Origin of the sequence: Micrococcus porci, from assembly GCF_020097155.1 — a bacterium.
GTDB lineage: Bacteria > Actinomycetota > Actinomycetes > Actinomycetales > Micrococcaceae > Micrococcus > Micrococcus porci.
Genome location: NZ_CP083691.1, coordinates 2,351,054 through 2,365,590, shown reverse-complemented (window position 1 = coordinate 2,365,590; position 14,537 = coordinate 2,351,054). Strand labels below are relative to the sequence as shown.

Here is a 14,537-nt window from a genome sequence, read left to right as displayed (position 1 = left end):
GTCTGGCAGGCGACTTGGGGAGGCTGCCGGAGACGTCTGGGGCGTGTGCCAGAAACGACCGATTGTGCCGAGTATCGGAGCGAAGCCTCACTGGGTGGGCGGGTGTGGCGGTCGTCGCGCCTCCGGAAGGTGCTCATCTGCGGCACGGTGGGCTTCAAGGTTCAGCGGCATCTCGTTGTCATGCCGGGGGTGCGTGGACCAGCTGGCGACGTGCGGGGTTTGCCCCGTTGCCATGGGGGACTGCCCTCGGCGGGGCAGGGGTGGAGGGCGCCGTGCACAGCTGCTGAAAGGCGAGGGAGTGCGGGTCGATGCCCTCTCGAATCGACCACGTCCCCTAATGCTCGACGAGGACCTTGTCGGCCAGGGTGTCCAGGTCGTAGTTGATGGGGGGTGGGGCCGAGGTTCGGGGGCAGGTGGGGGTGGGGGCCGAGGTTCGGGGGCAGGTGGGGGCCAGGAGCATCTACATGACGTCAGGGCGGGCCGAGGAGCTGTTCATGGGGGTCCTTGCGTGCGGGGGCCGCTGGGCGGTGAGCTGGTCGAGGGTGTGCATGGGGGCTCTCCTGGGTGCTGGGGGTGAGATGTAAGCAGTGCTGGTCTCAGGGGTGCTGCTCAGGTTCACGGTTTCGCTCTTAAGCACCGGGTGGGGTGCTGCGGAGCGCGTGGAGGTGGGCGTCGAGGCGTTCCTCGGCCAGGGGGATGTTCGTGGCGTACCACTTCTTCCAGGCCCCGGCCTTGTCCCCGGCCACCAACAGGATTGCCTGCCGGCGGGGGTCGAAGGCGAAGAGGATCCGGATCTCGCTGCGCCCGCTCGAGCCGGGGTGCAGCTCCTTAAGGTTCTTGTGCCTGGAGCCGGTGAGTGTGTCCACCAACGGTCGGTCCAGGGTCGGCCCGGGCTTGCTGGCGAGAGTTGTTGTCAATGACTGCTGAAACGCGAGCAGGAATCGACACCTGAAAACCGAGCAGGTGGGCCCAGCAAATAGCGGCATGAGCGCGTGTATGGCGGTGCATCCACGAAGCACGCCTCTCGGAAACGCGGGGACACCAGCGTCCAGCCGGTAGAATCATGAACAGACACGGCCGAGCCGCATGCAGGCGCTCGCCCCTTCCAGGAGAGACCATGACCAAATGGTTCCTGCTCGCCGGCGCCGTCGGTAGCGAAGTCATCGCATCGCTGTCACTCAAGGCAGCACTCACCCACCCCGCGCTGTACGCGGTCGTCCTGCTGGGCTACGTCTCAGCCTTCACCTTCCTCACCCTGGTACTGAAGCGCGGAATGGCCCTCGGTGTCGCTTACGGCATCTGGGGCGCGTTGGGTGTCGCCGCAACGGCGGTGCTGTCCGCCGTCCTGTTCGACGAACGGATCACGGCCATGATGGGGATTGGGATCGCCCTGGTGATCGCCGGCGTTCTGATGGTTGAACTGGGATCGCACCATACCCCCGACACCGACGAGCAGCAGGCGGGGGCAGCGTGATGCAGTGGCTATTCCTAGCCGGGGCCGTCCTGTCCGAGGTGGCTGCCACCCTGTGCCTGCGTGTGGCGGCCGCCGGCCGTCGTGGGTTCTACGCGGCCGTGGCCGTCGGTTACGTGCTGGCCTTTGTCTTCCTGACCCTCGCGCTGCGCGCCGGGATCGGGCTCGGTGTCGCCTACGGGATCTGGGCCGCCGCGGGGGTTGCCTTGACCGCGATCGCGTCCCATGTCCTATTCAAGGAACCCCTGACCCGCACCATGATCTTGGGGATCTTGCTGATCATGGCCGGTGTGCTGGTCATCGAAATCGGTTCCAGCTCCCACTGACCTGCGGCGGTGGCCGCGCCGCGCACTCATCGCCAAGGTGGTGATGTCACGCGCAACGTCTGATCGTGGCCGATCGGCGCGGATCAGTGGGGTGCCACCTTCCTCCGCGCCGGTTTAGTGACTAGCGTGCGGCGCATGAGCGGGGGTGCGCAGTCCGTCAGCGTCCGTGTGCATGGGGACTCGATTCTGGGGCAGGAGTGCCTGAAATCCATGATGTGGCCATGGAGTGTGGAGCGGCTCGGGTTGCCCTGTGTCGGTCTGTCGTGGGGGGTGCCGGGGGAGACGTTCAAGGTGCAGGGTGCCTATGCCCAGGAGCCGGTCCGGTATGAGGATCTCAACTTCCAGGAGATCGGTCTCGTGGGGGAGGACTTCGGCCGCGGGCGGCCGGCGTGGCCGGACCGGTGCTTCTCCCTCGAGCTGTTCCCGGAGTATTCCCCCGAGGTGGCGTGGCTTCGCCTGCGGGTGGTGGAGGAGGCAGGGGCGCAGGAGTTCCGAGCCCAGGTCACGTTGCGTCCCCGTTCGCAGGGCAGGGGCTGCCAGGCCGACCTCGACTGGTGGGAGTCTCGACTCGGAGCTCTTCCAGCCCAGATGAGGGAATGGGCTCGGTCCTGATCCGTTCCTCGGGGTCAGGGGCCCGGGCCCTCCTTCGTCCCGGGGATGCGCACGTTTCGGACGGGGCCCCGGCGGTGCAGGGGTCTCTCTGGGTCCGTGTCCAGTCGGGTATACCCCTTTACACGCCCCGCCCGCCCACGAGATCATCACGTCAGAGACGGTGTGAATCGCAGCGCTAAATGGCGTGGTTTTTGTAACGCTTTAAGGCCTGCTAATCAGGTGGGTGATCGGATCTGAGCTTTCCGCAGACGACAGGTTCTACGTCCGGCTGACGGCGGGTTTCATAGGCACCCCTGGCGCAACAAACGTTTTGTCGTGAAATCCTAGACCCCGCCCTAGAGGGCCTGTGGTTGAAGAGTCGGTCTTACGATGGACAATGGTCCAAACCAGCGACACCAGTGCGCACTGTTCGTGCTGTGGGCGGCGTCTGCCGTTGAGCAGGTTGCACGCGTTGGCGGATGGCGCGGCTTACGTCTGCCGGCGGTGCGGCTTATGGATTGCGGTCCGTCGTCGCTGAGTGATTCCGTTGAAACGTCTGGTTGTGGATGTGCCGATGATCAAAGGTAGCTACAGATGACTTCGGCATTGCACTGAGCGGGGTCGCCGGCCGCCGCGGTTCCGTGAAGGCCGGCAACGGTTTCTCTGAGCGCGGTGAGTTCGGCGATGTGCCTGTCCAGGTTCGTCAGGTGCTCGGCAAGCTGATCACGCACGTGGCCGCACGGCGCCGTGCCAGCATCCCGGATTTGGAGGATGTCGAGGATTTCGGCCAGAGTGAGGCCGGCAACTTGGCTGCGCCGGATGAATTCAAGCCTGACGATCGTGTCCTCTGGATAGTCGCGGTAGCCGTTGGTGGCTCGGTCGGCCTGCGGCAGGAGCCCTCGCTCCTCGTAAAACCTCAAGGCCTTGGTCGTCACGCCGGAGGCCGCCGCTACTTCACCGATACGCATGCTTCACCTCGTTCTCGAAAGACTCCGTAATCTTCCATTTTGCTGGAAGATCACGAAGGTGATGGGGGTCTTTGTGGTGTGCCAATTCCTTCGTGCTCCCGCCTGTACGTTTCTCGACCCGGTTAGGGGGTGAGGTCGAGTTGTTCGAGGGCGACCTGGTAGGCCTCGTGGTAGGTCGGGAATTGGGCGACCTGGTCCAGGAGCGTGTCGATCGGCAGTTGCGTGCGGATGGCGAGGGAGGCGTGGTGGATCCACTCTCCGGCCATGGGGCCGACGGCCCAGGCTCCGATGAGGATCTTCCGGTCGGCGTCGGCGAGTAGGCCGAGGTGCCCGCGGGGGTCCTGCTCGTAGGTCCAGGGTCGGGCGATGGCGTCGGCGAGGTCCAGTTCCGTGGCGATGGTGCGGATGCCCTGCTTCGTTGCCTGTTCCTGGGTTAGTCCGGCGCCGGCGATTTCGGGGTCGGTGAATACGACACGCGGTATGCCGTCGTAGGTGGCCGGGTGGGGTCGGCCGAGGATGGCGTCGGCGGCGATCCGGCCTTGGTACTTCGCGACGTGGGTGAAAGGCATGATGCCGGTGACGTCGCCGATGGCCCACGTGTTTTCGCCGGCGCGGCAGTGGTCGTCGATCTGGATTTCTCCGTGGTCGCCGAGGGTTACGCCAGCGTGTTCGAAGCCGAGTCCTTCGGTGCGTGGTGTGCGGCCGGTACCGAAGATCACGACGTCTGCTGCCACCTCACCGGCTGGATCGCCGTCGCGTGTCTGAAGCTTGATGATGCTGTCGGCTCCCTCGCGCCGCGCCTGGACGGCGGAGGTGGCCAGCCGGATGTCGATGCCGGCCTCCTGCAGGTACTGGTGGGCAAGTTCCCCCACCCGGGGCCCTTCGCGGTCCAGTAACCTCTCGCCGCAGTGGATCAGGGTGATGGCCACTCCGAAGCGGGCCAGGAACGTCGCGGTTTCCACGCCGACGGCGCTGCCGCCGATGATGACCGCCCGCTCGGGGAGCGTGCTGGTGGTGTAGGTTTCACGGTTCGTCCAGGCCGTGATCTGGTCGATGCCGTCCAACGGTGGGATCACGGCGTCGGAGCCGGTGGCGATAATGATGTTCTCGGCTGTGATCTCGCGGTCTCCAGCCTGGATCCGGCCCGGTCCGGTAATCCGAGCTTCGTCCTTGATCACCACGGCGCCCTCTTTGATGTACCCGTCGACCTGTGCCTGGTCATCGAGGTTCCGGATCATGTAGTCCCGGTACTTTGCAGTGGCAGCCCAGTCCAGTTCGGCGCCGGAGACACCGGCGGCCCGTTGAACTTCCGTGCGCGCTTCCGGCGGCCGCAGGACGGTCTTGGAAGGGATACACGCCCAGTAGGCGCATTCCCCGCCGATTAGTTCCCGCTCGAAGACCACGACGTTCTTCCCGGCTTTCAGAAGCCGGTCGGCCGCGACCTCCCCGCCTGGGCCCAGACCGAGGACGGCAACATCGAAATGTTCACTCATGAGAATTTCTCCTTCAGATTCAGCGGATCTTTCCCGGCTCTTTCCGGTCCTTCGTCAACATCTCGCACCGGCCCCGGCCCGCCTCCTGCACCGGTACTGAACCCGTGCAAGCCCTCCAGTTGCCAGTGGTGGTCCGGCGGGTAGTGGTGGGTGGTCGGTTGGTTCAGCAGGCGCAGCTTTGGACGCCGTTGCTTACCTGGTCGGTGGCGGGTCCTGGTGTGTGGGTGAGCATCTTCTCAGCCATGGAGGATCCGAGTTCGTAGGCCTCTTTGACAGGCATGATGGTGCCGCCGGGGTGGGTTTCGAGCCAGGGCGCTGCGTCGTCGGGTGAGGCGAAGAAGTGGACCTGGTTGCAGAACGATGAGCGGACGGAGCTGATGTCCTCCGGGTTCACCAGGGACACCACGGCGGTGGCCGGCTCCACGCTGGTGACACCCATCGCTGTGACAGCCACCCGTACCGGGGTGCCTGTGGCCTGATGTGAGGATTCGATACGCGCGGATGCGCCCAGCAGGGTCGGGAAGATCAGGGTGTCCAGCGCGCACCAGGTGTAGAGTTGCTCACCGTTTACCTCGAACCGGTGCTGCGTGGGGCGCTGCGTCAGGCCCTGCCCGATGATCCGCCCGGACCCGTCGTACTCCGTGTCGCCCATCGCCTTGAGGGCAGTGCGGACTTCCTCCCCGGCACGGCCGGTCGCCGCGGCGAGGTCGCTCACGTCGACCGGGTCGCCCAGGGCGAGGAGTTTCAGTAGGGGCATCCACAGCCAGGGCTCCATCCCCGTCTCGTTGGACGCAAGCCGGTCAGTGACCTCGCTGATGTTGTTCATCGCGGTCGTTCCTTTCAAGGCATGGTGTGTCAGTGTTCGGCGATCGGTGGTTCAGGTGTTCAGGCGGCGCAGCAGGAAAGTTTGGAGACATCCGTCTTGAAGGACTGGGCAACGATCTTGATGCCCTCGGCCATGGTCAGGTACGGGCTCCAGAGGTTCGCGACCTGATCGACGGTCATCCCGGCCTGCAGGATGTACACGCCTGTTGCAGCGAGGTCGCCGGCTTCCTTCGCGACGGCGGTGATACCGACGATCCTGCCGGTGTCGGCGTCTGCGACCATCTTGATGAATCCGCGGGTGTCCCGGTTCACCACGGCGCGGGGTATGTATTCCAGCGGTACAACCCGGCATTCGCACCTGATCCCGGCGTCTCTTGCCTGCTTGTCGGTCATGCCGACAACCGCGAGGTTAGGGCTGGTGAACGTGACGCGGGGCAGGTGGCTGTAGTCCACGGCGCGGCCGGCGTCGCTGAAGGCGTTGTCGACCATCAGGGTGCCGTGGGATGCGGCGACGTACACGTATTCGGGGTGCCCGGTCACGTCCCCCGCAGCCCAAACGCGTGGGTTAGAGCTCACCAGGGTGTCCTCGACGACGACTTCCCCCTTGTCCCCGGTCTTCACGCTCACCCCGGCCAGGTTTAGCCCGTCGGTGACCGGGCGCCGACCCGTGGCGATGAGGACCTTGGAGGCCCGGAGGGTTTCGCGCCCGCCGGCGATGTCGGCCTGGGCGGCAATGCCGCCGTCCGTGTCCTGGGTGATGGAGGAGACGGTGGAGCGGCGGATGACCCGGATGCCCTCGTTGGCGAAGACGCTCATCAATGCCCTGGATGCTTCGGGTTCCTCACCCGATGCCAGGCGAGAGCGCACCAGCATGGTGACCTTCGAGCCGAGGCGGGCGAAGAGTTGGGCATGTTCCAGGGCGACGTACCCGCCGCCGATGACCAGCAAGGACTCGGGTACCTCGTCGAGGTCCATGGCCGTGGTCGATGTCAGGTAATCGACCGTGTCCAGACCATTGATCGGTGCGGCCCACGGGGTGGAGCCGGTCGCGACCAGATAGTGGGCGGCCGTGATCGTCTCCCTGGTCCCGTCCTGCGCGGTGACCTCCAGCGCAGGGTCCGCGGCGGTGCCGGTGAATACAGCATTGCCGTGGCGCAGCTCCCACCCGTAGTCCGCGACGAGGTCCACGTACTTATCGGAGCGCACATTCTCCACCAAGGCGCGCTCTCCCGCGATGAGTGCTTCCATGTCCACGGGTCCCGCGGTGGCGGTGAGGCCGGGGAACCTGCCGGCGTCCTGGGCGGTGTGGCGTGCCTCGGCTGCGGCGAGCAGAGCCTTGGAGGGGATGCATCCGGTGTTCACGCAGGTCCCGCCCACGGTCCCGCGTTCGATCATGACGACCCGTTTGTCGAGGTTCGTTGCCCTGATCGCGGCAGCGAACGCGCCACCACCGGAACCGATGATCGCCAGATCGAAATGCGGTACTGCCTCGTTCATGCGAATCTCCCTACACTGCCATCGGGCACCGGTTCATTGCGTGACGGCAGAAGCTGATGGCTGGTTTTCCAGTGGTTGATCTTCAGTCTGCACCTTCCCCTACGGGGGAAGGTCAAGGGTTCTCTGAACGGACGACGGGCTGGGGGCCCTCGAGGTGGTCGAGGCCGGTCCAGGCGATGTCTTCAAGCGGCCCGTAGGCGGGCGAGGTCGTTCCGGCGCGGCAGGCGTACTCCCACTCGGCCTCGGTGGGCAATCGGTACCCGTCAGCGCTCGTGTTCCAGGTAACGGAGCGTCCGTCCCCAGCACGCGTGTAGGCCGGCTGCAGCTCTTCGGCATTGGATAGCTCGTTGCAGAGGTTGATGGTCTCGAACCATGTCAGAGGCGTGAGCGGGCGTCCGGTGCTCCGGTCATGGAGGGGGTGCACTGCCATCTCGAAGGGCTCCAGTTCCACATCCCGTGTGGTCCCGCGGCGGGCGTCGCTGTCGAGATGCAGTGAAGATTTCACACGACACGCGATGAACTTTTCGCAGAGCAGGTCAGTCAGTGTGGCCCGCGAAAAGTGGCCCTCGGCCGCGGGCGGTGTCACCGACGTCCCCCGGTCCGTACAGCAGTCACTGTCGAGGGGGCGTGTGCTGGACCTCAGCCAGGAGGTAGGCGACGGCTGCGAGTGTGAGGTGGCGTATGTAGTCGGCCAGCTCTGGGGACACGTCGGTCGGTTCGAGATGCCCGTGGCCGTCGCCGCCGGTGTTCCTGGTGCTGGTGACTGGGGACTGCCGTCTACTCCGCAGTGCCCCCATCAGACGCCTCGTGAGTCAGTGAATCTGTACTGTAGAGACCCCGCTGGCTAGTAAGAGAGGCCTGCGCTGCCCCCGTGGTGAGAACGCCGGCCTCGACGGACCTGACCAGGCGGAAGAGTTCTGCGGTCGGAATTACAAGACCACCCTCCTCGCTGAAGGTTTGAACGTGGTCCTGCACTGACTCGAAGGGGCCCGGCCGAGCGGCCGGAGGTTGTCCCATGTACGCATTTACCACGTACCAGTAGGCGTCCGGTTGCATGTTTGTCTGGCGACTGTACTCAGAGCTGTACCGGGCAAACTTTTGGAAGTCGTTGGACTTACCAGCCTTGGAGTAGCCCTTGACCTCCACAAGCGCGGTCCACGTCCCGGAACTTGTACTCACCCGCAGGTCCTCGAGTTTGGCCACCCCATCCGAATCCATAAGCGTAACCTCAAAGCCCAGGGCCGAGAGGGCCTCCTCCACTGCCAATTCGAGGTCTTCGCCGTTCTTGGTCAATAGACGCCGCGCCCCCGATTCCGCAGCCTCTGAGGCCTCGGCTAACCGACCCTTCGCGGCCGCGATTGCCTGACCCAACCTCTCCTTCTCACGCTGCAGTGAAGCGCCCTGGGTCTGATGGAGACTCGCGCTATTTGATTCCGACCAGCTGTTCGCGGCCGGCTTCGACAGCATAGAACGTGTCCTCGAACTCGGCGGGTGGGACGTCGCCGAGGTAGCCGTGGAGGCGTTGCGTGTTGTGCCAGGACACCCACCCGAGGGTCGCGAGCTCGAGGTCCTCGACCGTTCGCCAGGGACCTGGCCGTGCGGGTCCGCGGACGAGCTCGGCCTTGTAATAGCCGTTCACGGTCTCGGCCAGGGCGTTGTCATAGCTGTCCCCGACGGTCCCGATCGACGGTGTCGCTCCGATCTCGGCGAGGCGTTCGCCGTAGCGAATGGAGGTGAATTGAGACCCCGCGTCGCTGTGACAGCGCAGGTCCTCGTGGCGAGCGCCGCGGGACCAGCGGGCCATCTCGATCGCGTCGAGGACCATCTCGGTGCGCATGTGTGACGCGCACCGCCACCCTACGATCATCCTGCTGAACGCGTCGACGATGAAGCAGACGTACGCGACGCCGGCCCACGTCGGCACGAACGTCAGGTCGGTGACCCAGAGCCGGTTCGGGGCAGGCGCGGTGAACTCCCGCTTCACGAGGTCCGGGTGCCGCGCCGACGCCGGGTCCGGCCGGGTGGTCTTGACCCTCTTCGACCGCCGCGCACCCTCGATGCCTGCAGCGCGCATCAGCCGGGCGGTCTGGTCTCGGCCGATCATGATCCCCGCCCGGCCGGCGGCTTTCCAGAGCTTGCGGATTCCATAGACGCGGTAGTTCGTCTCCCAGAGCTCGACCAGCTGCGGGATCAGCTCCTCGTCCCGCACCGCGCGAGCCGAGGGGGCGCGGGTCTTGGCGGCGTAGTAGCTGCTCGGAGCCACCTGCAGCAGCCTGCAGATGAGCTCGACTCCGAGCCGGCGACCGTCGACCAGGTCATCCTTGTTCGCGTCGATGAACGCGACTACTTCCGGTAGTGGCGGTCGAGCTCCGCCCCGAAGAAAGACGCAGCACGCTTGAGGACCTCGTTGGCCCGCCGCAACTCCCGGACCTCCTGCTCCAGTTCACGCACCCGCCGCGCCTCAGCGCTGCTCACGCCAGAGGTGACGCCGTCGTCGATGTCGGCTTGCTTGACCCACATCCGCACGGACTCGACCCCGTATCCGAGCTGCGTCGCGACCCGCTGCACAGTCCCATGCTCGGTCCCCAGCTCGACACGCAGCGTCCGCACCATCCGGACCGCCGCGGCCTTCTCCTCCGGCGAATACCGACGCGTCGTCGGCTTCCCCGCTGTCTGCTCTTTCGGCATAACTCCATCCTCGTTTCCAAGGTCAGGAGTCTCCAACAAACCCAGGGCGCTTCACGCCAACGGGGCCGAAGACGATGACCGGCGCCTGGGCGCCATTGATTGGCTGGCCGAACGAGACGATCAGGTCGTAGTCAGGAAGGTGGAGCTCGTCTGGCTGCTGTGCTCGGACCACCATGGGGAAAACATCGACCTCTGCCGGCGACACCGTCGCCTCCGCGAGGCATGCCACCAAAGGATGAGGAAACTTCCCCTCGGGATCTAGATTCGTTCTCCGAACCTGAGTAGGGGTCTCACGCGGGAGCTGCATGGGGTACTTCGCACTGGGCACAACTCAAGAGTCTATGGGGTGGGAGATCGTCCCCGCTCTCGAAACCTCCCGCCACAACCCATAGGTTCTTGGCAACGACTCGGGCGACCCAGTCCTGTGGATGTGATGGCTTGGTGGCGGGTTTCTGTGATCGCTCAGTGGCGGTGCAGGCGCGGTCAGGTGTCGGTCGTGGTGCGGCGCAGCTCGCGGTAGATGGTGGTGCGGGAGACGTTGAACAGCTCGGCCAGCTCGGCTTGGGTGTGCTCGCCGGCGGCGTGCAACGTCAGCAGGTGCTTGCGCTGAGAGGGCGAGAGCTTGGGCTTCTTGCCTTTGAGTTTGCCCTTGGATCTGGCGATGGCCATGCCTTCGCGAGTGCGTAGGCGGATGAGGTCCGCCTCAAACTCGGCCACCATGCCGAGCACGTTGAACAGCAACCGGCCGACGGCGTCGTTGGGGTCGTAGACGCTGCCTCCGAGACTGAGCGCCACTCCCTTGGTGGTGAGCTCGTCGGCGATGTCCCTCGCGTCCGGGAGCGAGCGGGCCAGCCGGTCGAGCTTGGTCACCACCAGGGTGTCGCCGTCCCGGGTCGCGGCCAGCGCTTCGCGCAGCCCGGGCCGGGCGCGGGTCGTTCCCGTCAGGCCGTGGTCGAAGTAGATGTCCTTGTTCTCGACTCCGAGGCGCTCGAGTGCTTCCCGTTGGGCGGAGAGGTCTTGCTCGAGAGTCGAGACGCGCGCGTAGCCGACATGCATGTCCCCATTGTTGCAGTTACCCTCCCCTCACCGCCCACGTCACCGTACGGGTCTTGCGTACATGACGATCCCTCACAAGAAGTCGTCGAGGACTGAGCTCGCTCGACGTACGGTGAAGGATCCCCTTACGGGCATGCGATCTGGGCTGACGCCTGTGACCGAGTGTTCAGTTCGCGCTGTATAGTTCAGTCCATGATGACTATTGCTTCGCGTCTCGACGTGATGAACCGCCTGGGTCGTGCACTGGCCGACCCCACTCGATCCCGGATCATCTTGACCCTGCTCGACCATCCCGCTTACCCGGCGGAACTGGCCCGAGATCTGGACCTGACACGCCCGAACGTGTCCAACCACCTGGCATGCCTGCGCGATTGCGGGATCGTCGTCTCCGAGCCCGAGGGTCGTCGGACACGATATGAGATCGCCGATTCGCACCTGGCGCAGGCGCTGACGGCACTGGTCGATGCCACCCCTGCAGTGGACGAAGACGCCCCGTGCATCGATCCCGCCTGCTCGCTTCCCGGATGCGACGCAGCTGGGGAGGGCGCATGATCCTCACCTCGGTCTTGCAGGCGATGGGCCTGTTCGCAGCGACCAACATCGACGACATCATCGTGCTCTCCCTCTTCTTCGCGCGAGGGGCAGGCCAGCGCGGCACTACCGCCCGCATTCTGGCCGGCCAGTACCTCGGATTCGCCGGCATCCTCGGCGCCGCGGTCCTGGTGACCATCGGCGCCGGAGCATTCCTGCCCTCGGCAGCCATCCCGTACTTCGGTCTCATCCCGCTGGGCCTCGGCCTCTGGGCCGCATGGCAGGCCTGGCGCGGAGACGATGACGACGATGACGACGAGGCCAAGGTTGCCGGCAAGAAGGTCGGCGTGTGGACAGTCGCAGGCGTCACCCTTGCCAACGGCGGCGACAACATCGGCGTCTACACCCCTGTCTTCCTCAGCGTGAAACCTCTCGCCGTAGTCGCCTACTGCATCGTCTTCCTCGCGCTCGTCGCGGTCCTGGTGGCCCTGGCAAAGTTCGTCGCCACCCGCCCCCCGATCGCCGAAGTGCTCGAACGCTGGGAGCACGTCCTCTTCCCCATCGTTCTCATCGGCCTCGGCATCGTGATCCTCGTCAGCGGCGGAGCCTTCGGACTCTGACGTAGCGGCAGCGATCCAAACGGCCCCGACCGGGCGCACCCCTCTCGGTTCAGACCGCGACACCTACCTGCAGCCAGTCCTGCGTGATCGCGGCAACAAGACCGCCTCGGAGCGCTGCAAAAACCCCGCCACCAAGCGAACGAAGCCACACCCATTTGCCGAAGAGGGAGCGCTGCTGTTGGTGGACGCCGTGGACGTGGCGGAGCCCGACGAGGAGGAGAGATACTCGTGTCCGGTCCCCTCCACCCTGCCTGCCTAAAGAAGCCCCGCACCGTCCCGGTGCGGGGCCTTTTCCACTGCATCCGATTATGTGTGCGGCCGGGCAGCTAGGGCGTGTCTGACAATGTCTTTGCCCAGGCGATGACGGCGTTGAGGACGACGGCCGCGCGGTAGACGATGGCGTGTTTGTCGTACCTGGTGGCGAGTCCACGCCACTGCTTGAGGTGGCAGTACTGTCGCTCGATCACGTTGCGGTTCTTATAGTCGATGGCGTCAAGTCCGATCGGGCGCCCGCCGCGCGAACCACGTCGCCGGCGATGGCCCTTCTGGTCATCAGGTTCGGGGATCACGGCCTTGATGCCGCGGGAACGGAGGTGCCCGCGGATCGCACGGGACGAGTACGCCTTATCGGCTCGGACCGCGTTCGGCCGGGTGCGCGGTCGGCCCCTGTCGCGACCCACCCGCAGCTGGCCCATCAGAGGCAAGAACATCGGCGAGTCGCCCGCCTGTCCCGGGGTGATCAGCGTGACCAGCGGGCGCCCCTTGCCGTCGACGAGCTGGTGGATCTTCGTCGATAAGCCGCCTCGGGAGCGGCCAATGCCGTGGTCAGGCGGCTCTTCCCGCAGATTCTTGTAACTCGATCCAGCCCCCTGTGAGGCGGGTCGTGTTCGTCGCGTGCTGATGCGCGCGAGCGATAGTCGAGTCCACCGACAGTGACCAGTCCACCAAACCGGCGGCGTCTGCGGCAGCGGTGAGCTTGGCGAGCACCCGATCCCACGTCCCGTCGCTCGCCATCCGGTAATGCCAGGTCCACACCGTCTGCCACGGACCGAACACCTCAGGCAGATCACGCCACGCGATGCCCGTCCGATACCGATAGACGATGCCCTCGACCATGGTGCGCGCATCGGAGAACTTCCGACCCGGCCTGCCCGTCGGGCGCGGCAACATCTCCTCGATCAACGACCACTGAACATCCGAGAGCACCTGAAAACGCGACACGCAATCACCCTCTCAGCCCTCGCCCCCAACCTTTGTCAGACGCGCCCTAGCGATGTGCCTTGCTCGTCGGCGGCGAGTCAGTGGCCTCTCTCCATGTGAGGATGTGTATATCCGGGTATACCCCTTTACACATCCCGCTCGTCCACGAGAGCATCACGTCAGAGACGGCCCCAAACCGGGTCATTAGACAGAAGTGTCGGAGGGTCTAAGACGTGGTTGGACAGGCCGTGGGGTACGTGCGGGTGAGCTCGGCGGAACAGAACCTGGACCGCCAACTCGAGGCGGTGGGGGAGTGCGACCGGGTCTTCGAGGGCAAGATCTCCGGCAGTTCCCGCGCCAAGCGCACCGGGTTGGCCGAGCTGATGCGGTACGTCCGCGAGGGGGACCTGGTGAAGGTCGCCTCGATGGATCGGCTGGGACGGGACACCCGGGACCTGTACGCGATCGTGGACGAGCTCACCGACAAGGGGTGCGCGGTGCAGTTCGTGTCCGAGCGCATCACGGTGGACAAGTCCGGCACCTCTCCCGTGGACGGGCTCATGCTGGGCATCCTGGCGGCCTTCGCTGAGTTCGAGCGCCGGCGGATCAAGGAGCGCCAGGCCGAGGGCATCGCCCTGGCCAAGGCGAGAGGCAAGTACGTGCAGGCCCCGAAGCTCTCGGGCACGGACGTGGAGCAAGCGCGGGTGATGATCAACATGGGCATCCCGAAGGCGGAGGTGGCGCGCACGTTCGGGGTGAGCCGGCAGACGCTGTACACATCTCTTGCTCGCATGGGGCTATAAATAGGCGCTAGTTTTTAATGCTACTGGCGCGAGCGGCCTGTTGGTGAGGTGCACGGAGGCCCTGGGCCGGCTTACCGTGATTCTACTGAGCGATGAACTCGGGCCACGTCATACGTGACCAGTTCAGCGAATTTATAGGGGGGATTGGGGGGATTGCGAAAATGGGCCGGATGGGAACGATTTCAGTCAAGGGCGGGATAGGCGGGATAGCGGCCACAGGCTTCAGGGGGCCTTCATGAGACTTCCGCGTCCAAGCGACTACATCGCCATGATGATCCCGTACATTACCCTCCACAAGCCTGCCGAAGTGGCGGCCCTGGCGGCCAAAGACCTGTGTCTGGTCGATGTAGGCAACCACACGGCCAGCGAGGTCGAAGAGAGTGTCATCTTTCATCCAGGCGCACGTATATCCGTTGCGATCAAACAGAGCTTCCATATGTCAATGCTACAGGAGCATTGAAAATTGTC

17 protein-coding genes and 1 other annotated feature are annotated in these 14,537 nt (G+C 65.2%); of the genes, 6 read left to right on the top strand and 11 right to left on the bottom strand.

Going from position 1 to position 14,537, the window contains the following annotated elements:
* Window positions 1-629 precede the first annotated feature (629 nt).
* On the bottom strand, window positions 630-986 hold the full coding sequence (locus KW076_RS11170; protein WP_060775721.1) for a type II toxin-antitoxin system RelE/ParE family toxin: 357 nt from the start codon (window positions 984-986) through the stop codon (window positions 630-632).
* A gap of 131 nt (window positions 987-1,117) precedes the next feature.
* Between KW076_RS11170 and KW076_RS11165 the strand changes: the two genes are divergently transcribed.
* The 3 genes from KW076_RS11165 (at window position 1,118) to KW076_RS11155 (ending at window position 2,409) form a co-directional block, all read left to right on the top strand.
* A complete protein-coding gene (locus KW076_RS11165; protein WP_020626388.1) occupies window positions 1,118-1,474 on the top strand; it encodes a DMT family transporter in 357 nt (118 codons plus the stop codon).
* Complete coding sequence (locus tag KW076_RS11160) at window positions 1,474-1,797, top strand: DMT family transporter (RefSeq protein ID WP_224356845.1); 324 nt, start codon at window positions 1,474-1,476, stop codon at window positions 1,795-1,797. The genes KW076_RS11165 and KW076_RS11160 overlap by 1 nt, the downstream gene beginning before the upstream one ends.
* A gap of 291 nt (window positions 1,798-2,088) precedes the next feature.
* A complete protein-coding gene (locus KW076_RS11155) occupies window positions 2,089-2,409 on the top strand; it encodes a hypothetical protein (RefSeq protein WP_144819872.1) in 321 nt (106 codons plus the stop codon).
* Between the two features lie 557 nt (window positions 2,410-2,966).
* Here the strand turns inward: KW076_RS11155 and KW076_RS11150 are convergent.
* The 8 genes from KW076_RS11150 to KW076_RS11115 all read right to left on the bottom strand — a co-directional run bounded on the left by KW076_RS11150 (window position 2,967) and on the right by KW076_RS11115 (window position 10,915).
* Entirely contained in the window at window positions 2,967-3,356 is a 390-nt protein-coding gene (locus tag KW076_RS11150) for a heavy metal-responsive transcriptional regulator (protein ID WP_036334145.1), read from the bottom strand.
* A 122-nt stretch (window positions 3,357-3,478) separates the two neighbouring features.
* Window positions 3,479-4,849: a dihydrolipoyl dehydrogenase family protein gene (locus KW076_RS11145; protein ID WP_224355385.1), complete on the bottom strand. Its 1,371-nt coding sequence runs from the start codon at window positions 4,847-4,849 to the stop codon at window positions 3,479-3,481.
* A 163-nt stretch (window positions 4,850-5,012) separates the two neighbouring features.
* Entirely contained in the window at window positions 5,013-5,675 is a 663-nt protein-coding gene (gene merB, locus KW076_RS11140) for an organomercurial lyase MerB (protein WP_036336638.1), read from the bottom strand.
* A gap of 59 nt (window positions 5,676-5,734) precedes the next feature.
* Window positions 5,735-7,171, bottom strand: a complete 1,437-nt coding sequence (gene merA / locus KW076_RS11135; RefSeq protein ID WP_224355384.1) for a mercury(II) reductase — start codon at window positions 7,169-7,171, stop codon at window positions 5,735-5,737.
* Between the two features lie 112 nt (window positions 7,172-7,283).
* Window positions 7,284-7,601 carry an SUMF1/EgtB/PvdO family nonheme iron enzyme gene (locus tag KW076_RS11130; RefSeq protein WP_224355383.1) on the bottom strand — a complete coding sequence of 106 codons (318 nt, stop codon included), beginning with the start codon at window positions 7,599-7,601 and terminating at the stop codon, window positions 7,284-7,286.
* Between the two features lie 347 nt (window positions 7,602-7,948).
* Window positions 7,949-8,638, bottom strand: a complete 690-nt coding sequence (locus KW076_RS11125) for a hypothetical protein (protein ID WP_224355382.1) — start codon at window positions 8,636-8,638, stop codon at window positions 7,949-7,951.
* Window positions 8,595-9,859 (bottom strand): IS3 family transposase gene (locus tag KW076_RS11120; RefSeq protein ID WP_224355381.1). Its coding sequence is split into 2 segments (ribosomal slippage): window positions 8,595-9,556 and window positions 9,556-9,859, totalling 1,266 coding nucleotides; the frame shifts between segments, so codons are not numbered across the junction. Before KW076_RS11120 ends, KW076_RS11125 begins: the two co-directional genes overlap by 44 nt.
* Window positions 9,426-9,560 (bottom strand) — a sequence feature (AL1L pseudoknot). Its footprint overlaps the gene before it by 135 nt.
* 483 nt (window positions 9,860-10,342) lie before the next feature.
* Window positions 10,343-10,915, bottom strand: a complete 573-nt coding sequence (locus tag KW076_RS11115) for a recombinase family protein (RefSeq protein ID WP_098094180.1) — start codon at window positions 10,913-10,915, stop codon at window positions 10,343-10,345.
* Window positions 10,916-11,107: 192 nt separating this feature from the next.
* Between KW076_RS11115 and cmtR the strand changes: the two genes are divergently transcribed.
* The gene (gene cmtR / locus KW076_RS11110; RefSeq protein WP_224355380.1) at window positions 11,108-11,467 is read left to right on the top strand and encodes a Cd(II)/Pb(II)-sensing metalloregulatory transcriptional regulator CmtR; all 360 of its coding nucleotides are present in this window, start codon (window positions 11,108-11,110) and stop codon (window positions 11,465-11,467) included.
* Window positions 11,464-12,066: a cadmium resistance transporter gene (locus KW076_RS11105; protein ID WP_017488125.1), complete on the top strand. Its 603-nt coding sequence runs from the start codon at window positions 11,464-11,466 to the stop codon at window positions 12,064-12,066. Before cmtR ends, KW076_RS11105 begins: the two co-directional genes overlap by 4 nt.
* A gap of 326 nt (window positions 12,067-12,392) precedes the next feature.
* Here the strand turns inward: KW076_RS11105 and KW076_RS11100 are convergent.
* Window positions 12,393-13,287, bottom strand: a protein-coding gene (locus tag KW076_RS11100; protein ID WP_184173340.1) for an IS5 family transposase whose coding sequence is annotated in 2 segments (ribosomal slippage) — window positions 12,393-12,935 and window positions 12,937-13,287 — 894 coding nt in all. Because the reading frame shifts where the segments join, the coding sequence is not laid out codon by codon here.
* Between the two features lie 212 nt (window positions 13,288-13,499).
* Between KW076_RS11100 and KW076_RS11095 the strand changes: the two genes are divergently transcribed.
* Entirely contained in the window at window positions 13,500-14,069 is a 570-nt protein-coding gene (locus KW076_RS11095) for a recombinase family protein (RefSeq protein ID WP_224355379.1), read from the top strand.
* 82 nt (window positions 14,070-14,151) lie between these two features.
* Here the strand turns inward: KW076_RS11095 and KW076_RS12730 are convergent, their stop codons facing one another.
* On the bottom strand, window positions 14,152-14,463 hold the full coding sequence (locus KW076_RS12730; protein WP_402834952.1) for a 4-fold beta flower protein: 312 nt from the start codon (window positions 14,461-14,463) through the stop codon (window positions 14,152-14,154).
* Between the last annotated feature and the right edge of the window lie 74 nt (window positions 14,464-14,537).